This window comes from Colwellia chukchiensis (assembly GCF_002104455.1).
Taxonomy (GTDB): Bacteria; Pseudomonadota; Gammaproteobacteria; order Enterobacterales; family Alteromonadaceae; genus Cognaticolwellia; species Cognaticolwellia chukchiensis.
Genome location: NZ_NBOC01000018.1, coordinates 23,834 through 43,354 on the forward strand (window position 1 = coordinate 23,834; position 19,521 = coordinate 43,354).

Annotated in this window: 19 protein-coding genes; 11 read left to right on the plus strand and 8 right to left on the minus strand. The window is 42.5% G+C overall.

What is annotated here, in order from left to right:
- Positions 1-18: 18 nt before the first annotated feature.
- Complete coding sequence (locus tag B6K83_RS15660) at positions 19-1,062, minus strand: type IV pilus twitching motility protein PilT (protein WP_085285809.1); 1,044 nt, start codon at positions 1,060-1,062, stop codon at positions 19-21.
- A 70-nt stretch (positions 1,063-1,132) separates the two neighbouring features.
- Here B6K83_RS15660 and B6K83_RS15665 point away from each other — a divergent pair, with 70 nt between their 5' ends.
- The 4 genes from B6K83_RS15665 (at position 1,133) to B6K83_RS15680 (ending at position 3,902) form a co-directional block, all read left to right on the plus strand.
- Positions 1,133-1,807, plus strand: coding sequence for a YggS family pyridoxal phosphate-dependent enzyme (locus tag B6K83_RS15665; protein WP_085285810.1), 675 nt, complete (start codon positions 1,133-1,135; stop codon positions 1,805-1,807).
- Between the two features lie 155 nt (positions 1,808-1,962).
- Positions 1,963-2,775, plus strand: coding sequence for a pyrroline-5-carboxylate reductase (gene proC / locus B6K83_RS15670; RefSeq protein WP_085285811.1), 813 nt, complete (start codon positions 1,963-1,965; stop codon positions 2,773-2,775).
- A gap of 66 nt (positions 2,776-2,841) precedes the next feature.
- The gene (locus B6K83_RS15675) at positions 2,842-3,390 is read left to right on the plus strand and encodes a YggT family protein (protein WP_085285812.1); all 549 of its coding nucleotides are present in this window, start codon (positions 2,842-2,844) and stop codon (positions 3,388-3,390) included.
- Positions 3,391-3,461: 71 nt separating this feature from the next.
- Positions 3,462-3,902 (plus strand): DUF4426 domain-containing protein, encoded by a 441-nt coding sequence (locus B6K83_RS15680; protein WP_085285813.1) that lies wholly within the window; start codon positions 3,462-3,464, stop codon positions 3,900-3,902.
- 107 nt (positions 3,903-4,009) lie between these two features.
- Here B6K83_RS15680 and B6K83_RS15685 read toward each other — a convergent pair whose 3' ends face one another.
- Positions 4,010-4,909: an EamA family transporter gene (locus B6K83_RS15685; protein ID WP_085285814.1), complete on the minus strand. Its 900-nt coding sequence runs from the start codon at positions 4,907-4,909 to the stop codon at positions 4,010-4,012.
- Between the two features lie 166 nt (positions 4,910-5,075).
- On the opposite strand from B6K83_RS15685, the gene B6K83_RS15690 reads away from it, so the two are divergent.
- From B6K83_RS15690 to tadA, 3 genes are read left to right on the plus strand one after another with little or no spacing between them, the layout of a single operon-like run.
- Positions 5,076-5,675, plus strand: coding sequence for an XTP/dITP diphosphatase (locus B6K83_RS15690; protein WP_085285815.1), 600 nt, complete (start codon positions 5,076-5,078; stop codon positions 5,673-5,675).
- A 1-nt stretch (position 5,676) separates the two neighbouring features.
- Entirely contained in the window at positions 5,677-6,822 is a 1,146-nt protein-coding gene (gene hemW / locus B6K83_RS15695; protein ID WP_085285816.1) for a radical SAM family heme chaperone HemW, read from the plus strand.
- Positions 6,823-6,825: 3 nt separating this feature from the next.
- A complete protein-coding gene (tadA, locus tag B6K83_RS15700; protein ID WP_085285817.1) occupies positions 6,826-7,380 on the plus strand; it encodes a tRNA adenosine(34) deaminase TadA in 555 nt (184 codons plus the stop codon).
- Positions 7,381-7,921: 541 nt separating this feature from the next.
- Here tadA and mltF read toward each other — a convergent pair.
- Positions 7,922-9,367 (minus strand): membrane-bound lytic murein transglycosylase MltF, encoded by a 1,446-nt coding sequence (gene mltF / locus B6K83_RS15705; RefSeq protein WP_085285844.1) that lies wholly within the window; start codon positions 9,365-9,367, stop codon positions 7,922-7,924.
- Between the two features lie 186 nt (positions 9,368-9,553).
- Between mltF and purL the strand changes: the two genes are divergently transcribed.
- Positions 9,554-13,489 (plus strand): phosphoribosylformylglycinamidine synthase, encoded by a 3,936-nt coding sequence (gene purL, locus B6K83_RS15710; RefSeq protein ID WP_085285845.1) that lies wholly within the window; start codon positions 9,554-9,556, stop codon positions 13,487-13,489.
- Positions 13,490-13,572: 83 nt separating this feature from the next.
- Here the strand turns inward: purL and B6K83_RS15715 are convergent, their stop codons facing one another.
- A complete protein-coding gene (locus B6K83_RS15715; protein WP_085285818.1) occupies positions 13,573-14,451 on the minus strand; it encodes a universal stress protein in 879 nt (292 codons plus the stop codon).
- 569 nt (positions 14,452-15,020) lie between these two features.
- Here B6K83_RS15715 and B6K83_RS15720 point away from each other — a divergent pair.
- Positions 15,021-15,275 (plus strand): hypothetical protein, encoded by a 255-nt coding sequence (locus B6K83_RS15720; RefSeq protein WP_139175601.1) that lies wholly within the window; start codon positions 15,021-15,023, stop codon positions 15,273-15,275.
- A 117-nt stretch (positions 15,276-15,392) separates the two neighbouring features.
- Positions 15,393-16,070: a nitroreductase family protein gene (locus tag B6K83_RS15725; protein WP_085285820.1), complete on the plus strand. Its 678-nt coding sequence runs from the start codon at positions 15,393-15,395 to the stop codon at positions 16,068-16,070.
- Between the two features lie 70 nt (positions 16,071-16,140).
- Here B6K83_RS15725 and B6K83_RS15730 read toward each other — a convergent pair whose 3' ends face one another.
- Together B6K83_RS15730 and B6K83_RS15735 are read right to left on the minus strand one after the other, a co-directional pair.
- Complete coding sequence (locus tag B6K83_RS15730) at positions 16,141-16,353, minus strand: hypothetical protein (protein WP_085285821.1); 213 nt, start codon at positions 16,351-16,353, stop codon at positions 16,141-16,143.
- Between the two features lie 2 nt (positions 16,354-16,355).
- Positions 16,356-16,706, minus strand: coding sequence for a ribonuclease E inhibitor RraB (locus B6K83_RS15735; RefSeq protein ID WP_085285822.1), 351 nt, complete (start codon positions 16,704-16,706; stop codon positions 16,356-16,358).
- Positions 16,707-16,878: 172 nt separating this feature from the next.
- Between B6K83_RS15735 and B6K83_RS15740 the strand changes: the two genes are divergently transcribed.
- Complete coding sequence (locus tag B6K83_RS15740) at positions 16,879-17,742, plus strand: RluA family pseudouridine synthase (RefSeq protein ID WP_085285823.1); 864 nt, start codon at positions 16,879-16,881, stop codon at positions 17,740-17,742.
- Positions 17,743-17,883: 141 nt separating this feature from the next.
- Here B6K83_RS15740 and dapA read toward each other — a convergent pair whose 3' ends face one another.
- Both dapA and B6K83_RS15750 read right to left on the minus strand, forming a co-directional pair.
- The gene (gene dapA, locus B6K83_RS15745; protein WP_408607238.1) at positions 17,884-18,792 is read right to left on the minus strand and encodes a 4-hydroxy-tetrahydrodipicolinate synthase; all 909 of its coding nucleotides are present in this window, start codon (positions 18,790-18,792) and stop codon (positions 17,884-17,886) included.
- Positions 18,793-18,853: 61 nt separating this feature from the next.
- Positions 18,854-19,231, minus strand: a complete 378-nt coding sequence (locus tag B6K83_RS15750) for a hypothetical protein (RefSeq protein WP_085285825.1) — start codon at positions 19,229-19,231, stop codon at positions 18,854-18,856.
- Between the last annotated feature and the right edge of the window lie 290 nt (positions 19,232-19,521).

The window sequence follows — 19,521 nt, forward strand, 5'->3', positions numbered from 1 at the left end:
CTATGCATCATCACCACGCTAGTAACCAGCGAATTGGTTTTTATCTTGTGCTTTTTCCATTGCGTCTTGTTTGGTGATCAAGCCTCGGTTAACAAGATTTTGAAGACATTGATCCATGGTTTGCATGCCGTGTGACATACCGGTTTGAATCGCCGAATACATTTGGGCAATTTTGTCTTCTCGGATCAAGTTACGAATAGCAGGAACGCCAATCATAATTTCGTGCGCAGCTACGCGACCACCGCCAACTTTTTTCACTAAGGTTTGTGAAATAACCGCGCGTAACGATTCTGATAACATCGAGCGCACCATAGCTTTTTCTTCACCTGGAAATACATCAATGATACGGTCAATAGTTTTCGGGGCTGACGTGGTATGCAAGGTACCAAACACTAAGTGACCTGTTTCTGCTGCTGTCATGGCTAAACGTATGGTTTCTAAATCTCGCATTTCACCCACTAAGATAACATCAGGATCTTCACGCAAGGCTGAACGTAAAGCGGCGCTAAAGCTTAAAGTATCGCGATGAACTTCGCGCTGATTAATTAAACATAAGTGGTTGTCATGGACAAATTCAATCGGGTCTTCAATGGTCAGTATATGATCATGTTTAGTTTTATTAATATGATCAACCATAGCCGCCAGCGTTGTTGACTTACCTGAGCCGGTAGGGCCTGTCACTAAAACTAAGCCGCGTGGTAATTCAGAAATATCGCGAAAAATATCGGGGCAACCTAAATCGTCTAATGATAAAATTTTACTGGGAATGGTACGAAAAACCGCTGCTGGACCACGGTTTTGGTTAAAGGCATTGACCCTAAAACGCGCTAAATTGGGTACTTCAAATGAAAAATCAACCTCTAAATTTTCTTCATACTCTTTGCGCTGACGGTCATTCATAATATCATAGACCAAAGCGTTAACATCTTTTTCGTCGAATGCTGGTATATTTAATTTACGCACATCGCCATCGACACGAATAGATGGGGGTGTTCCGGTTGATAAATGTAAATCTGAAGCATTATTTTCCACACTAAATGCTAGTAATTCGGTAATATCCATACAAACCTCTTAGTCGAATTAATAATTGAACTCACAACAGCATGCGTCATAGAGAACTAAAATAAACCATATGATTGTTATTAAAGATAATATTGCACAAGTTGAACTGCAAATTTCTTCAGCCTGTCAGCAAGCTCAGCGCGCCGCCAATGAAGTCACCTTGCTTGCGGTTAGCAAAACTAAACCGGCCGAGATGATCCTTCAAGCCTATGATGCTGGCCAACGACACTTTGGCGAAAGTTATGTTCAAGAAGCGGTAGATAAAATTACACGCTTGCAAGATAAAACCGATATTACATGGCATTTTATCGGACCAATTCAAGCGAACAAAACCAAGTTAATCGCCCAGCATTTTTCATGGGTACACAGCATTGACAGAGCCAAAGTTGCAAAACGTCTTAATGCACACAGGTTGGCTCAAGATACCCCGCTAAACATCTGTTTACAAGTGAATATTAGTGGTGAAGAAAGCAAAGCCGGCGTTTCTCCAACTGAACTGCCAGCCCTGTTAGCGGAGATCGCCGATTGTCAGCAATTAACTATTCGCGGCTTAATGGCGATACCAGAAAAAAACGCACCACAAGCAAGCTTTATGCAGATGCAAGCACTGTTTACGACGTTAAAAAAACAATACCCGAGCATGGATACGTTATCTATGGGGATGTCAGCAGATATGCAGCTTGCGATTAACGCAGGCGCCACTATAGTGCGTATTGGCTCAGCAATATTTGGTGCGCGACGTTAACCCTAATAAAACGCTTGTTGTGTGCGAAAATATTAAGCCTCAGACAAAAGTCGTCTGGCACTTGTCGCAACAGCAAGTTACCATAAAAAATGGCATCCACTTGATATTACCGTTAACGGTTAATATCGTATCGGTCACAATAAAACAGGAATATTATGAACAAGATTGCATTTATCGGCGCCGGTAATATGAACGCTGCGATTATCGCAGGTTTAGTTAAAGGCGGCTTTAACCCTAAACATATTATAGTGTCAAACCCTTCCGCAGCTAAGCGCCAAGCATTACAGAGTTTACACGGCATTTTGCAAACCCAAAGCAATGATGAAGCTGTGGCATTTGCAGATGCGGTTGTACTCGGTGTAAAACCTCATTTAATTAGCGATGTATGTCAGCAATTGGGCCAACAAGCCGAGTTAAAGGGCAAATGTTTTATCTCGGTTGCCGCTGGTTGTACTATTAAGCAAATAGAACAAGCCCTTGCTCAGCCCTGTACTGTGATCAGAACCATGGCCAATACGCCAGCCCAATTAGGTGTTGGGGTCACCGGCATATTTGCCAACCCGCTGATGAGTGCAGCCGAAAAAAACTTTACCGAATCACTGATGCAATCAGTGGGTATTGTAAAATGGCTAGAAAGCGAACAACAAATTGATCAAATCACCGCCATTTCAGGTTCTGGCCCTGCTTACTTTTTCTTATTTATGGAAGCTATGGAAAAGCAAGCACGCGCCTTTGGCTTTAATGAGCAAGATAGTCGTGAAATTGTCCAGCAAACCGCATTTGGCGCGGCAAAAATGGTGATAGAAAACAAAACCAGCATTGGAACGCTGCGAGAGAATGTGACCTCAAAAGGCGGCACAACACAAGCGGCTATTAGCGCTTTTAGTGAAGGCGGTTTAGAGCAACTGGTCAGCACGGCAATGAATAGTGCGTTAGCGCGTGCTAAAGAAATGGCGAAAAATGGTTAATCATATTACTATCGCGCTATGAAATAGAGTGCGGTTTTGTCCTTTATCATATTTTTGGAGTTTTAGATGGAAGCAATTAACTATTTGCTTAAGTTTGCCTTTGATGCACTATTAATGATTTTAGTTTTGCGGGTTTGGTTGCAACTGGTACGCGCGGATTTTTATAACCCGCTTAGTCAGTTTATTGTCAAAGTTAGCAATCCCTTAGTGATCCCCCTACGCCGTGTTATTCCGGGCATTGGCGGCATAGATTTTGCCACAGTTATCTTAGCCTATGCTATCGCTTGTTTAACTTTTATCATTATACCGTTACTTAATGGCGGCCCCTTTGATATTGTCTCTGCGTTATATCTAGGCTTGATTTATTTAATTAAACAAAGCGGTGTACTGCTGTTTATCATCATGCTAGTGATGGCATTAATGAGTTGGGTTGTGCAAGGCTATAACCCCACACAAATGATTTTTCACCAACTGACCGCGCCAGTACTCGCGCCAATCCGACGCCTGATCCCTAGCATAGGTGGACTTGACCTGTCGGTGCTAATTGCGTTTTTATTATTAAATGTTATCAATATATTATTAAGTGGTTGGATCCCATATTGGGCGATGATATAGCCATTACTTTCTACTAATTGCATTCGTCGTATATACTTAGCATATGCGACACTAAAATTAAGGTCATCAGTATGAAGAATATCATTAATAAAGCGCTATTAACGTTGCTACTTGCATTCGTTGTTAGTGGTTTTGCCAGTGCCGAAAACATGAAAAAGATGGGCAATATCAACGTTCACTATATCGCCTTAGGCTCAACGTTTTTAACCCCTGAAATTGCTAAAGCCTATGGTATAGAGCGTAGTCGATACAAAGGCTTGATCAATATTTCAGTATTAGATAACACCCAACAACACAAGCCGGCTAAAACCGTTATTATTAATGGCAAAGCACGCAACGATGTCGGCCAAATAAAGTCGCTTGAGTTTACTGAAGTCGTTGAGGGTGATGCGGTATATTATCTAGCTCAAGTCAGCTACAGTAATGAAGAAACCATATACTTTGATATCAATATTACCGACAAAGGTCAGCAACATAAACTTAGCTTTTCTCAAAAGTTTTATGTTGATTAGCACTGATTGAGCAAAGAATAATATCAACAAGTAAAGCGGCAGTTACCTTGCCGCTTTTTTTGTCTTCCTCGCAGCAAAAATATCAATCAGCTAATACCGGTTAGCTTTTATGCTTTCACTTTTCGCTGACATAACTGATAAAGCTGGCTGCCAAAGGTATTGATGACCAAACCAGAGGCGACAATTGCTCCGCCGATTATCTGCTGTGTGGTCATGCGCTCATCTAGCAACAAGGTTGCAGCAACAATCCCTACAATAGGTGCGCCTAAAGTCAAAGGCGCAACTTGTCCTGCAGGATAGCGCATTAACAAATAACTCCACAGGCTATAGGCGATTATGGATGCGGCAATCGCCAAGTAAAACAGCACTACGACACTTAAGCCATTTAAGTTCGTCAAACTTGTCATTATGGCTTGTTGACCTTCAACTAGGTAGCTGGTTAAGAAAAAAGGCAACATTGCAAACCAAGACGACCAGACCACCAAGCCAATGTTAGCTTGATAACCACGCTGATTAATCATGCGATTAACAACGTTACCTAAACCCCATGCGATAGCGGCAGCCACCGTTAAGCTAAAACCTAATATAGTCATACTCGAGACATGAGTAGCGCTTGCGATCAAATATAAGCCAAGCCCGGCAATTAACATTGCAAGCATTTGACTACGTTTTATTTGCTCTTTTAATATCACTAACGAAAAAAGCAAGGTAAATACCGCTTGTGATTGCAGCACTAGCGAAGCAAGGCCTGCAGGCATGCCAAAAGCTAAAGCAGAAAACAACAAGGAAAATTGCCCAAAACACAAAGTAAAGGCATAGAGTGCCATCCAACGCCATGGAATGTTGGGCATACGAATAAAAAAAGAGCCTAATATCGCCACTAACAAAAAGCGCAAGCCGCCCATTAGTAACGGCGGCATAGATTGAACGCCCCAAGCGATAATGACAAAATTAAAGCCCCAAATAAAAATAATGATCAAACCCAGTAGTGAATCTTTTAATGACATAATCTTCCTAAAATGCAGCGTAATTTTTTGTGAGACGCTCCCGCTTTACGCTAGATTAAGGTATCATGCGCGCCATTGTCATTATTAATTTAACAACTCTAGCTATTAAATTTACTTTTGCTGTAATACAGCATGATTAAGTTAGCCATATAACAGGTATTTTTTTATGAGCACAATCGTTTTAGCCACCGGCAACCCTGGCAAAGTTGCAGAGCTTGCTAGCTTGTTTTTAGAGCATGATATCGAGATCAAGTCGCAAAGTGACTTCAATGTACCTGATGTTGCTGAAACTGGGACCACTTTCGTTGAAAACGCCATTATAAAAGCACGACATGCGGCAAAAATTACCGGCTTACCCGCCATTGCCGATGATTCTGGCTTAGCCGTGGACGCCTTAAATGGTGCGCCGGGTGTCTATTCCGCACGTTATGCCGGTGCAGCTGCTAGTGATGACGATAATAACAACAAGTTATTAGCGGCGTTAACAGATGTTAGCGATGACAAGCGTGGCGCTCGTTTTCACTGTGTTTTGGTATACCTTCGCCATGAGTTCGATCCTACTCCGCTAATTTGTCACGGCGTTTGGCAAGGCAGTATTAGCCGAGAAAAACAAGGTGAGCAAGGTTTTGGCTACGATCCCATTTTTTGGCAAGCGGAGCATAACATGACCTCTGCGCAATTACCGAGAGCGCTGAAAAACAGCTTAAGTCACCGAGGCCAAGCACTGCAAAAGCTTGTGCCACAATTGATTAAAGAACTCGCCTAAAATGTTAATATCGCCCCCCTTATCACTTTATATTCATATCCCTTGGTGTGTGGAAAAGTGTCCGTATTGTGACTTTAACTCTCATGCCTTAAAACATGACATTCCTGAGCAAGACTATATCAGGCAATTATTACGCGATTTAGACGCAGATATCACCCGTTTTAACTTACAGCAACGCCCATTGCACTCGATATTTATTGGCGGTGGCACACCCAGTTTATTTTCAGCGCCAGCTATTGCGCAGTTACTTGAGCAAGTTTTACAACGCTTTCAACATCACGCTGATATTGAGATCACCTTAGAAGCCAACCCAGGTACTATAGAAGCTGAAAAGTTTATTGGTTTTTTTAATGGTGGCGTTTCACGTTTATCGGTTGGTGTGCAAAGTTTTGAGTCGGAAAAATTAATTAAGCTGGGTCGTATTCATGACAGTCAGCAAGCGAAAACCGCCGCCAAACTCGCGAATGAATGCGGTGTTAGCAGTTTTAATTTAGATTTAATGCACGGTTTGCCAGAGCAAAGTGTCGAGCACGCCCTTGATGATTTAAAAACCGCGATCAGTTTAAATCCAACCCATATTTCTTGGTATCAATTAACCATAGAGCCCAATACCGCCTTTCACTCACGCCCGCCTACTTTACCGCAAGACGAGGTTTTATGGCATATTCAAGATCAAGGCATCGAATTGCTCACGCAAGCGGGTTACCAACAGTATGAAATTTCCGCGTTTAGTCAAAAAGGCTATCAATGCCAGCACAACCTTAACTATTGGCAATTTGGTGATTATTTAGGCATAGGTTGTGGTGCACATGGCAAAATCACAGATACTAAAAGCCAGCAAATTTTCCGCACCGTAAAAGTTAAGCACCCAAAAGGTTATTTAGACACCCGTCGCGCCGCACTGGATAAGTTACATACCGTCAGCGCCGAGGAACTGCCCTTTGAATACCTGATGAATCGTTTACGTTTATTTTCTGGTTTTACATTGGACGAATATCAAGCCTATACCGGCTTAAGCAGCACGACTATCGTGCCCACATTACAACAAGCAGCTGACAAAAATTTGATGCAGTTTGACAATAACCGCTGGTCAGTCAGTAAACTGGGCCATCGTTACTTAAACGACTTATTAGCGATGTTTTTATAATTTATGACTAAAAAAATCACACCCGAGTATAACACTGACGCTTCTCGACAGGCTTTCTCTGCGGCAGATGAAGCCTTTATGCGCCGCGCCATAAGCTTAGCTCAAGTGGCTGATAGTCATAATGAAGTGCCGGTGGGTGCGGTCATGGTATCTGAGGGGGAAATTATCGGTGAAGGTTTTAACCAATCGATCATGAACAACGACCCTTCCGCCCATGCCGAAATGATGGCCATTCGTGATGCCGGCAAAAACAGCAATAACTATCGACTATTAGATTGCACGTTATACGTTACTCTAGAGCCTTGCTGTATGTGTACTGGACTACTAATACATAGTCGTATCAAGCGCTTAGTTTACGCCAGTGATGACCTAAAAACTGGTGCCGTGCGCAGTGCTTTTACCTTACTTAATGATAAAAAACATAACCACCAAGTTGAGGTTGAGTCAGGCTTACTGGCATCAGAGTGTAGCGCACTATTATCGACATTTTTTAAGCGGCGCAGAGCAGAAAAGAAAGCCGAAAAGCAAGCCAAGCGTATTAACACAGCAAAGCGCTAAATGTTCAATACTGGCGCTCACCTTAACAGCGCATTACTGCAAGTTACTTGAACAAAAAACTTTCTAGGATTAGCTGTTTGAATACGGAATAGACTTAAGTTAAAAGCGTATTCAACCGCCGTATTAGCTGCCAAAAACAACTTTTAAAGATGAGCCTATTGCCTCTCTAACATAGACGCATGATTGCGCAACGCGGACGAAATACAGCCGCGCAGAGACCTTGCGCTTTATAGCCAATAAAACTGTTAATCATTATATAAACCTAATCTCGTTAGTTTACTGACAATAAGCGCTATCGCTATGATTTAATCACTGTTTTGCTCACGCGCAAACTGACTGTGACGTCGATTGGCGAGTTTTATTTTATTACGCTGTAATGTGCGTTTTCTTTGGTTACTCATAAAGGATCTTTTTATTTTCATAACTTCCCCTGTGCAATTAATTTAACCTGCTTAAGTCCTCACTTAATATTGCCGCACTTTATGACACTATCATGACAAGCGCATGACATTATCAAGATAAAGGTGCAATGTTCTGCTTTTTATTCAGCTTCATTGGCAATACTTTTGCTGGTTTGTGCATTGCTAATCGCACGTTGCTTGGCCTGATCATCCATCCAAGTTAAGGTGTCATAATAACGACGAATGTTTTCCACATAATTAACCGGCTCATCACCACGGGCATAGCCATAGCGCGTCTTCTTATAATACTTTTTTTGCTTTAATAGCGGTAAGCGCTCTTTGACATCAACCCAGCGATCGGGATCGCCCCCTTGCTGTTTAGTGATATTGCGAGCATCGTTTAAGTGCCCTAAGCCTATATTGTATGACGCCAACGCAAACCAGAGTCGATCTGGATCAGGTACTCGTGCCGGCATACGCTCAATAAGCTGCTTAAAGTATTTCGCACCACCACGAATACTTTGCTCAGCATCTAAACGGCTTTTTATCCCCATTTGTTTTGCGGTCGGTAGCGTTAGCATCATCATTCCACGCACGCCAGTATATGAGCGGGCATGAGGGTCCCAATGTGATTCTTGATAACTAATTGCCGCTAATAATCGCCAATCCATATCTTGGCCATACTTCTCAAATAACGCTTGATACTTGGGCAGCTTATTTTCTACTGCTTTAATAAACATCCGAGTATCAACATAGTTAAACTCTTCAATATGACCATAATATTTATCGTTTAACGCCAGTAAAACCCCGTTATGATGCACTTGACCAAAAAACTCAATTAAGCTGGCGAAAATCGAATCGTCACCCTGCTTACTTAAGACCCAGGCTAATGATTGCGCCTCGCCTAAGCTAAAGCCGATACTGACTTCTGGGTAGTAGCGCCGGCTAATTGCTAAGGTATTACTGTCAACAATGGTGTAGTCAATTTCGTCCGCTAATACTTGTAGCAGCAATTCTTCGCTATCTAGCTCAGCGGTGCTAGACCAAGCCAAACCTGGGTTGGTTAACTTTAACTTTGCTAAGCTTTCTTCGTGACTAGAATCTGCTACCACCGTCAATTTTCCAGTTAAATCGGCGAGTTTTCGTGGCCTAACCTTGCCTTGTTTAAACACTAACTTTTGGCTAACTTGATCATAACTTGGGGCAAAGCGATACTGTGCTCGGCGCTCTTCGGTTACGGTTAAGCCGGCAGCAAGAAAATCAACACTGCCGTTATCAAGCTGTAAAAACAATTCATTTAAGTTATAACTAGGTTTCATTTTCAATTCGACACCTAAGAATTGCGCATACTGCTTGGCTAGTTCATATTCAAAACCCGCGGGGCCTTCAGCGCCTAAGTAATAACTGGTATTACCATAGAGGGTACCAACCGTGACATAACCACGATCAATAATGCGTTGCAAGCTTGCCGTGTTTACTTGCTGCTCACAGGCGCTCAGTAGCAAGACGCAGGGCAGTAAAAACAAAGCTAAACCTTGACGCAGCTTGAGTTTTTTAGCCAGTAATTGTAATGAATTTTTTCTCATAAATGCCATTGTCATGTGAATTGAAATATTTAGAAAGCTATTTTTTACTGATGAATCATTTTTGTTGTCATAATATTAACGTCAAATGAGACAAATCATTTCTCTAATTCTGCTGTTTCATCTATAATACGCGCGATTTTTATCCTTAATTAATCTAACCCGGTGAAATAGTCTATGTCGATGTTGATGAAAACCTTTCGTGGTGCTCCAGCACTGTCTGAATTTAGAGTAAAAAAGCTACTCAATCAGTGCTCTGAACTGCAACTACCCGTCACGGATATCTATGCTGAGTTTAGCCACTTTGCTCATGTTTCAGAAGCGCTAAACCCTGAAGAATCTAAAGTTTTACAACAACTTCTTAAGTATGGACCAACGATTGAAGAACATGAACCCGTTGGACAATTTTTATTAGTCACGCCGCGTCCGGGTACTATCTCACCTTGGTCGTCAAAGTCTACCGACATCGCCAAAAACTGTGGTTTAGATAAAATAATTCGCTTAGAACGCGGCTTAGCTTATTATATTAGTACTGAGAATTCAGCTACCTTAACCCCTGAGCAACAAGCAAGTTTAAATAACTTAATCCATGATCGCATGATGGAAGCTGTGTTTACCAACATGGAAGATGCCACTAAGTTGTTTGCCAGCGCTGAACCGGGTGAACTAACCAGCATAGATATAGAACACGGAGGCAAAAACGCTTTAGTGCAAGCCAATATCGACTTAGGTCTGGCTTTAGCAGATGACGAAGTTAATTACTTATTTGAAAACTTCAGCAAATTGGGCCGCAACCCTAACGACATTGAACTTTACATGTTCGCGCAAGCAAACTCTGAGCACTGTCGCCACAAAATATTTAATGCTGACTGGACAATAGACGGCGTAAAACAGCCTAAGTCGCTGTTTAAAATGATCCGTAACACCCACGAAGTAAACCCAGACTTTGTATTAAGCGCTTATAAAGATAACGCTGCCGTCATGGTGGGCAATAAAGGTGGTCGCTTTTTCCCTGATCCGCAAAGCAATATTTATAGCTACCATCATGAAGATATTCAAATATTAATGAAGGTTGAAACCCATAACCACCCAACGGCAATTTCTCCTTACCCAGGTGCTGCGACGGGCTCAGGTGGTGAAATTCGTGATGAAGGAGCAACCGGTATTGGCTCAAAGCCTAAAGCAGGTTTAGTGGGTTTTTCTGTATCAAACTTGCGTATTCCAGGCTTTGAACAACCCTGGGAGACCGACTATGGCAAACCCAACCGCATTGTGTCGGCATTTGATATCATGATGGAAGGGCCACTAGGTGGCGCCGCCTTTAACAATGAGTTTGGTCGTCCTGCCATAATTGGTTATTTCCGAACTTATGAAGAGCAAGTTAATTCTTTCAATGGTAATGAAGTTCGCGGCTATCACAAACCTATTATGCTAGCTGGTGGTTTAGGTAATATTCGTGATGAACACGTTCAAAAACGTGACATTGTTGTTGGCGCTCACTTAATTGTGCTTGGCGGCCCTGCTATGAACATTGGCCTTGGTGGCGGCGCGGCGTCGTCAATGGCATCAGGTCAGTCAGCGGAAAACTTAGACTTTGCCTCAGTGCAGCGTGAAAACCCGGAAATGGAGCGTCGCTGTCAAGAAGTAATTGATAAATGTTGGCAATTAGGCGAACAAAACCCGATTGCTTTTATTCATGATGTCGGCGCAGGTGGCTTATCAAATGCCTTCCCTGAGCTAGTCTCTGATGGTGGCCGTGGCGGTGTATTTGAACTACGCAATGTGCCTAACGACGAGCGTAGCATGGCGCCTCATGAAATTTGGTGTAACGAGTCGCAAGAGCGCTATGTTATTGCTGTGTCCGATGAAAATCTAGACACTTTTGCACAAATTTGTGCCCGTGAGCGTGCACCGTTTGCGGTAGTTGGTCGCGCCACTGAAGAAGAGCATTTAACTGTTACTGACGCACATTTTGCAGGTGACGAGAAACTCGATACCCCGATTGATTTACCACTGGATGTGTTATTAGGTAAAACACCGAAAATCGTTAAAAATGTTGAATCAAAAACAGCCGCTGGTGATGCACTCAACTTGGCCAACATTAAACTAGCCGACGCCGCTGATAGAATTTTATCTTTGCCAACCGTGGCGGAAAAAACTTTCTTGATCACCATAGGCGATCGCTCAGTGACGGGTATGGTTAATCGCGACCAAATGGTCGGCCCTTGGCAAGTACCGGTTGCTGACTGTGGCGTTACCGCATCAGCACTTGACTCTTACCATGGCGAAGCCATGTCGTTAGGTGAGCGCACCCCTGTGGCATTATTAAACTTTGCCGCATCTGCACGATTAGCGGTTGCTGAATCATTAACCAACATTGCTGGTGCCGATATTGGCAACTTAAACCGCATCAAACTTTCAGCCAACTGGATGTCGCCTGCAGGTCACCCGGGTGAAGACGCCGGCTTGTACGAAGCGGTAAAAGCCATTGGTGAAGAGCTTTGCCCTGCCCTTGGTTTGACTATTCCTGTGGGCAAAGACTCAATGTCGATGCGCACTCAGTGGCAAGAAGATGGTGAAGATAAAGCCGTTACTTCGCCCATGTCATTAATCATTACCGCCTTTGCTGCGGTTGAAGATATCCGTAAAACCGTGACCCCTGAGCTACGCACTGATCTTGGTGATACTCGTCTAGTTGCCATTGATTTATCGCAAGGAAAAAACCGTTTAGGCGGCTCTTGTTTAGCACAAGTTTATAAACAACTGGGTACAGAAACCCCTGATGTTGATAACCCTGAACTTTTAAAAGGTTTCTTCAATGCTATGCAAGCCTTAGTTCGAGCAGATAAATTAGTGGCTTATCATGATAGATCTGACGGTGGTTTATTCACCACAATCGCAGAAATGGCCTTTGCCGGCCATACGGGGGTTGATATCGACTTAAGCTCATTGCACTCGCAAGCTGGCAATGATGTTGATGTATTATTCAGTGAGGAGTTAGGCGCTGTTATACAAATTCGCGAATGCGATGTTGACGCCATCGACAATATATTAGCTGAACATGGCATTTTAGATCACTGTACAGATATTGGCCGTATCAACAACGAAGATACCATACGCTTTAGTCGTGACGGTGAGGTTGTGTTAGAAAACTCACGCACATACTTCCGCACCACTTGGGCACAAACTACCTATAAAATGCAATCTTTGCGCGATAACCCAGAATGCGCTCAGCAAGAGCATGACGTTAAGTTTGATACCGAAGATCCTGGCTTAAACGCTGACTTAAGCTTTGATATTAACGAAGATATTGTCGCTGACTTAATTGCCAAAGATGCGCAAAATGGCAGTAACCCTCGTATTGCAATTTTACGCGAACAAGGGGTTAACTCGCATGTGGAAATGGCAGCAGCTTTTGATCGTGCAGGTTTTATTGCCGTTGACGTACACATGTCCGACATTTTAGCCGGCCGCACTGATTTAGCCGACTTTAACGGTTTAGTCGCCTGTGGTGGCTTTTCATACGGTGACGTTTTAGGTGCCGGTGAAGGTTGGGCAAAGTCAATTTTGTTTAACAAAGACGCAAAAGCCATGTTTAAAGCGTTTTTCGAACGTGAAGATACCTTCTCATTAGGCGTGTGTAATGGTTGTCAGATGTTATCAAACTTGAAAGAAATCATTCCAGGTGCTGATGCTTGGCCACGTTTTGTGCAAAATAAGTCTGAGCGCTTTGAAGCCCGCTTTAGTTTAGTGGAAATTCAAGACACACCATCGATATTCTTTGCTGGTATGGCGGGCTCTCGGATGCCAATTGCCGTATCACACGGCGAAGGTCGCACTGAGTTTAGCTCAGCGGCTGCGATTGATGTTGCTAATGACTCAGGTACGGTTGCCATGCGTTATGTTGATAACTACGGTCATGTCACAGAAACCTACCCTGCCAACCCGAATGGTTCGCCTGACGGTATTACCGCGCTAACCACAACGGACGGACGTGTTACTATTATGATGCCACACCCTGAACGTGTGTTCCGTACCGTAGCCAACTCGTGGCACCCTGACGAATGGCAAGAAGACTCACCTTGGGTACGCATGTTCCGCAATGCCCGTAAGTTTGTTGGCTAACCGCTACAGTCAGCCATTAAAAAGCGCCTATCTGGCGCTTTTTTTTATCTGTGCTAATACCTATATTTCGCTTCAGGTAAAAGCTAATGCTGATCACGCATATTAGCTTTTAAAATTAAGGCATCGCAAGTTAGGGTGTCAACAATATACTCGCTGCTATGACCTTTAAGCATACTTAATACACCATTATGCTCGCCGGCACCGAGTGCGACGATGTTTATATGATATTTTTCGACCGCATTGGGAATGACAAACTCAGGTAAGCCCTGCTCTAGGTGAGTGTGTTCTTGCGTAAGACCAACATCATGCACTGTCTCTTGTAAGTGTTGCCAATGTTCTTGGCTAGGTTCAATGGCGTTACCATTTAATAACGGTGTCGCTAACGAAATACTCGGTTGCTCTTGATAACAATTAATCACATGCATATCACTATCCAATAACGACGCCAAATACTGGCTTTCATCTAGCATAAACTGATTGAGCTGCCGATGCTTTTCAGTTGCTTCTTCCGTTTCTATCGCCGCCAATATATGACCACGCTCAGGCCATTTTGTGTTGCCAACCAATAACAAGTTGGTGTCCGGCTCTCGTAATAAATATTGATTGTCTGACCACGACAACCACCAATGCATACAAACGGAGTTAATGTCTTTAACCAATAAGTCATAGTTATGCTCAGAAATTTCAGCCAAGATGGTGCGATGAGAAAAAGGCGCTTTATGATACTTAATGTTAATTTCTAAGCGCGGTTTATCTAATGGCGCTTGAAAGCGCTGGTACGAATCAGTTAAAAATTGTTGATATAAACGCTCAAGGTGGCTTTCAATTTCCTGATCGTTACGGTTAGCAATAACCGTTAAATCAGCATGCGCACGCTTTGCTACCTGCAAGGCTTTTTCTAATACCACTTCATTTGAATAAACATCTTGCGCGATCACTAAAATATTATTAAAGCTTTTCATAGCAAACCTAAATTTCCTTTAATGGTTTGCCAAACAATTTTAGACGATAAAAAGCTTACTTGCCGTTAAGCCTGACTTATCCAACGCAATACTAGTGCACAGAAAATGCGTTAACAGCGGTTATTAAACCGGCAAATAAATATAACACCATGAAAACTGGTTATATTAAATTTAGTGTTAGCACCTGAGTAAGCGACAATATTTTAATATACCGTTATTGGCTAAAACTCACTTTTTATATACGCTTTTATTAAGCATGGGCTTACATCACTACTAGCCACATAACCCAACTTCGTAATTTAACTGCAAAATCTTGGTAGTTTACGCAAATTATTGCTGATTTTATGCGCTATTGATATCTGCTCTTCGTACTCAGGCCAATCAATTAGCGGCATGCTCTGCCCATCGACAAACAATAGCTAGCGCGAGGTTTATAAATTAAACCTCTTTGTTATTTCAATTTAGAATAGATATTGCCTTATGTATTCCTATTTACTCTATTATACTCAGCCTAACGATAATATTGGTGGATGAAATTTCGCCAAGCTCACAACACATTTAACTTAATTATGCCAAATGATAGACGAAAATTGCTCATCGCCAGTTATACCTGGCTACGCGTAGCATTAAGCTATTGTGTGATTGGTGCCATAGTTACCACCTTGACCTCAGCTTATTTACAGTCGATAAGCCATATTATGGTTACTTCCATCATGACCGTATTTTGCGGTTTCGGTGTATATAAAGCAGAAATGACCCGACGCGATATCGGGCTTTATCAATATTGGCTATTGCTAGCCAAGCAAAAGCACCGTGACTTATAAGACGATAAAAATTAATGGCAATTGGCGTTAACTATGTCAGTTGTCAGCGATTACTTATCGACTTAAGTTTCGTATTTGATTATGGTTAACACAGGGTCGATAACAAGAAAGCTTGCCATGCAAACACACAATGCTGCACCACTTAGTGATTTTATTGAATATTCAACCGATGAAATGCGCGAGCGTTCAGCGCAGTTTTATCACGATATTAAACGGCGCCACAGCGTGCGTAGTTTTAGTGAACGAGAGGTAAGTCAAGAGATTATTGAAAACTGTATTAAGGCAGCAGGCACAGCTCCCAGCGGCGCTAATCATCAACCATGGCATTTTGTTGCCATTAGCAACAGCAAGGTTAAACAGCAAATACGCCAGCAAGCAGAAGCTCACGAAAATAACTTTTACCAAGGACGCGCCGGTGAGGAATGGCTCAAGGCCTTAAAACCTCTTGGCACAGATGCCAACAAGCCCTATTTAGAACAAGCCCCCTGGTTGATTGCTGTATTTAGTGAAAAGAAAGGCGGTGTCAATCAAGCCGATAAAAAAACCAATTACTATGTACATGAGTCCGTTGGCATTGCTACCGGATTTTTAATCAATGCCTTACATTCAAGTGGTTTGGCGACGCTTACTCATACACCTAAACCCATGTCATTTTTAAGTAAAATTTGTCATCGTGATGATAATAGCCGCCCATATATGTTAATTATTACTGGCTATCCCAGTAAGGACGCTACCGTTCCTCATCATGCAACGCTCAAAAAAGCTCTACCTGAGATTGCAACATTTTTAACTTGAAACAAGAAAGCGTAAAACTGCGGTTATTGCTTGATAATAGCGGTTTCACTTCCAGCTAAGCTCAACTGGGCTAAAGCACAAAATCAAGCTCAATATTGGTACAACCTTTATCGCAGAATAACCCCGTTGTTTGTTGATCAGCTGGCAAAACAACGCGAATTTTCGTACCACAATGCTGGCAAGTCACTTGTCGGCCAGCAAGCACATTTTTAATTAAACTTTTTTGTGCGTTATAAGAGTTAGCACTCAGGCCCTGCAAGCGAGCAAAGCTTTGCTTATCCATGACTATTTCTTACTTGCATCAAGGCAATACCAACCATCATATTTACCAGCAAAAGGCTCGGCACTTGTGGTTAATAACTCTTGATAAGCGGCAATATTCTCATAACTTGCTGCCATAAAAGGATAAGCGGTTATTTCCCAAGGAAATCCCTCTTCGCCCTGATATGGACAAAATGAGAGTTTCTGATTATTTTCTAACAATAGTTGACCGAACTTCAGCGCTTGACTTTGTTCGGAAAAAATAACAGAAAACTCAAACTCTCGCTCTTTTGTTAAATCATCACCCGCAGTTAACATTTCCCATAGGGCGTTACCCACATTATCGTGCGGAAATAACTCTTCATTACGTTGCATCTATTACTCTCGAGTATTAATAAACTATTGCTGCTATTTTATCGCCCTCATGGATTAAAAACCAAGTGTAAAATGCAGAAAGTGAATAAATAGCCCGAAACTTAATTTCTATGCGTCGCATGCCGGTAAGTTTTGTTAAACTAAGCAGGGTTTTATTTGAGGTTCGGTTACTTTGCAAAAATTTCAGTGTCAGATTCATATTGAGCAAACAATATCCATTACCGCTGCCATACAATCACATTGCCAGCTATCGGTTAGTGACATAAAAAAAGCTATTGATAAAGGCGCGCTATGGCTTAGCCGTGGCAAAAGCACACAGCGCTGTCGTCGACTCAAGAAAGCGCTAAAAGTTGGCGATGTTTTACATTTTTATTATGATGAAGCGGTATTAGCACAAGTGCCAACGCCCGCAACCTTGATAGCAGATTTAGTGGATTATAGCGTCTGGTATAAGCCTTATGGTATGTTGTGCCAAGGCTCTAAATGGAGCGATCATTGCACTATAACTCGGTGGGCCCAAAAGCATTTAACTCCTGAACGCGCTGTATTTCCAGTGCATCGACTCGATCGCGCTGCTACGGGATTAATTATTGTTGCACACAGTAAAAGTGCCGCGAGAGCCTTAAGCGCGATGTTTGCGCAACATCAACTTGAAAAAATTTATCAGATCATTTGCCATGGCGATCATCGTCAGCGACCACAACCCGAAACCGTAACCTTAGCCATTGATGGCAAAGCTGCCTGTAGTCATTTTTCTCTGCTGGCCTATGATGCAGAGCGGCATTTATCGCAACTACAAGTAAAAATAGAATCTGGTCGAAAACACCAAATACGCATTCATGCCGCCAGTATAGGTTTACCCGTTGTTGGCGATCGCCTGCATGGTATTGCCTTACAAGCAACTGCGCAGGTCAACACTGAAGCTGATTTACAGCTTTGTGCTGTAACACTGCGCTTTACTTGCCCAATGAGCCATGTCGAACGCGTATTTACTTTACCTGAGCCACTGCGGCCACAATTAGCGAACTTACGTTAGTTACCGTTATTTTAAGTTAGGTCATTATTAGCAAAGTGTTTCAGCACTGAGTATGTAACTTACACAATTCACTTATGAGCAACAAAAAACAGCGAGCTTTTGCTCGCTGTTTTACCGTTTAACAATCGCTCTGGCCACCAGTTAACAGCAATATTGAAATTCGTCGTCTGCCATTACATTTAACTTTTTACCTACTCGCACATCTAACGGTAATTGCGCCAATAACGCTAAGCCTTGTTGACGCTGAGCTAAGGTTAATGCTTTATAAGGCATTCTAAAAACTGGCGCTACGGCACCTGTCATCATTAAAGCGGTATTGATAGCGGTTGGGTTGGGCTCACAAAATAACCATTGCATTAGTGGCAAAAGGTTTTGTTGTAAGCTCTCGTTGGGCGCATCCATTAATTGTCGCATTAATTTAGGGGCAATATTTGATGTCACCGAAATTACGCCATGTGCGCCATGTTGATGGCGTCCAGCGGCGGCTTCATCATCATTACCTGACCAACAGGCAATGCCGCGCGCTTCATAATAAGCAATACGCGCATTGCCCGTACACTCTTTGACACCAATAAAGTTATTATGTTTAGATAACGGCTCAATTAGCTCTGGCGTTAAATCCTGTCCGGTGCGACCCGGCACGTTATAAATTATACCCGGACCTATATCCAATACTTTATGAAAGTGCTCAGTAACACCCGCAAATGAACTGCGACCGTAATACGGGTTAATTTGTAAGGTGGCATCCATCCCTGCCGCAAAACCATGTTGAGTCGCTTTAATCGCTTCTCGGGTATTATTACTGCCCGTATTACCAATGATTAATAAGTCTTTACCGTGTTTATGAACACTGTGAGCGATAAGAATTAGGTGCTCTTCCCATGAAAGCAAGTGTCCTTCGCCAGTCGTACCACCAACAACAATGCCATCAACGCCAGCTTTTATCTGCTCTTCAACCAGACGATCATAGGTATCAAAGTCGATATCACCTTGGCGATTAAACGGTGTTTTAATGGCGGTCATTAAACTAGCTGCTTTAATTTGCTTCATTCGAACTCTCAAAAATGATTAGTGAACTCCGATCACAAGATGCGGATCTGGTATTATTTTCTCAACTGAGGGCGATATTATCAATAACTCGGTGCAGGATAAACACCTCATTGGTTAAGATATGTTGATATTGAAATACTTGGCTATCTAATGTTAGTACCCGGTAGGCATGATAATTACCTTCATCGGCTAGATCAGCAGCGTAATGTTTACCTTCGCAAAACTCACTTTTACAAAGAGTAAAGTGAATATCGCCCACTAACCCCCAGTCACCGATTTCTACCGACTCTTGTACCACAGTGTCCTGTTCATCATGAGTTAAAAAGGTAAATTCATAGTGCCCGTCGGCCGTTATTTCAGCAAACTCGGTAAACAACTCGCCACTGTCATCTTGCTCGGTGCGATACCACTTACCAATTAATTGTGTTCTATGATACATAGGTGCATTCTTTATTCTAAGGTTTAGCCTTGTGGCACAGTCGCTTTATTTGTTGGCGGGCAAGATCGTCACTACGCTCTTTATCGCAAAGCACAGTACCAAGCTAACGGGCATTTTAGCACGGCTAATATAAGATCTTAAGAGAAAAACAACCTATAAAACAAGCGCAGCTAGAGTCATCCCCAAACTATAACACTGTGCGTTTAATACCTTAAGTGAGGATGTTAGTCTAACGCTAAACAGTCAGAGACAACCTATTTAGCGAAAAATGTCGTGCTTTTACTAATTCA

Excerpts from the sequence above, each read along its gene's own strand:
- B6K83_RS15660 (WP_085285809.1), bottom strand. The coding sequence starts at position 1,062 with ATGGATATTACCGAATTACTAGCATTTAGTGTGGAAAATAATGCTTCA.
- B6K83_RS15690 (WP_085285815.1), top strand. The coding sequence starts at position 5,076 with ATGAGCACAATCGTTTTAGCCACCGGCAACCCTGGCAAAGTTGCAGAG.
- B6K83_RS15675 (WP_085285812.1), top strand. The coding sequence starts at position 2,842 with ATGGAAGCAATTAACTATTTGCTTAAGTTTGCCTTTGATGCACTATTA.
- proC (WP_085285811.1), top strand. The coding sequence starts at position 1,963 with ATGAACAAGATTGCATTTATCGGCGCCGGTAATATGAACGCTGCGATT.
- B6K83_RS15715 (WP_085285818.1), bottom strand. The coding sequence starts at position 14,451 with ATGAAAAGCTTTAATAATATTTTAGTGATCGCGCAAGATGTTTATTCA.
- B6K83_RS15750 (WP_085285825.1), bottom strand. The coding sequence starts at position 19,231 with ATGTATCATAGAACACAATTAATTGGTAAGTGGTATCGCACCGAGCAA.
- tadA (WP_085285817.1), top strand. The coding sequence starts at position 6,826 with ATGACTAAAAAAATCACACCCGAGTATAACACTGACGCTTCTCGACAG.
- B6K83_RS15725 (WP_085285820.1), top strand. The coding sequence starts at position 15,393 with ATGCAAACACACAATGCTGCACCACTTAGTGATTTTATTGAATATTCA.
- B6K83_RS15680 (WP_085285813.1), top strand. The coding sequence starts at position 3,462 with ATGAAGAATATCATTAATAAAGCGCTATTAACGTTGCTACTTGCATTC.
- mltF (WP_085285844.1), bottom strand. The coding sequence starts at position 9,367 with ATGAGAAAAAATTCATTACAATTACTGGCTAAAAAACTCAAGCTGCGT.
- B6K83_RS15735 (WP_085285822.1), bottom strand. The coding sequence starts at position 16,706 with ATGCAACGTAATGAAGAGTTATTTCCGCACGATAATGTGGGTAACGCC.
- purL (WP_085285845.1), top strand. The coding sequence starts at position 9,554 with ATGAAAACCTTTCGTGGTGCTCCAGCACTGTCTGAATTTAGAGTAAAA.
- B6K83_RS15720 (WP_139175601.1), top strand. The coding sequence starts at position 15,021 with ATGCCAAATGATAGACGAAAATTGCTCATCGCCAGTTATACCTGGCTA.
- hemW (WP_085285816.1), top strand. The coding sequence starts at position 5,677 with ATGTTAATATCGCCCCCCTTATCACTTTATATTCATATCCCTTGGTGT.
- B6K83_RS15685 (WP_085285814.1), bottom strand. The coding sequence starts at position 4,909 with ATGTCATTAAAAGATTCACTACTGGGTTTGATCATTATTTTTATTTGG.
- B6K83_RS15665 (WP_085285810.1), top strand. The coding sequence starts at position 1,133 with ATGATTGTTATTAAAGATAATATTGCACAAGTTGAACTGCAAATTTCT.
- dapA (WP_408607238.1), bottom strand. The coding sequence starts at position 18,792 with ATGAAGCAAATTAAAGCAGCTAGTTTAATGACCGCCATTAAAACACCG.
- B6K83_RS15730 (WP_085285821.1), bottom strand. The coding sequence starts at position 16,353 with ATGGATAAGCAAAGCTTTGCTCGCTTGCAGGGCCTGAGTGCTAACTCT.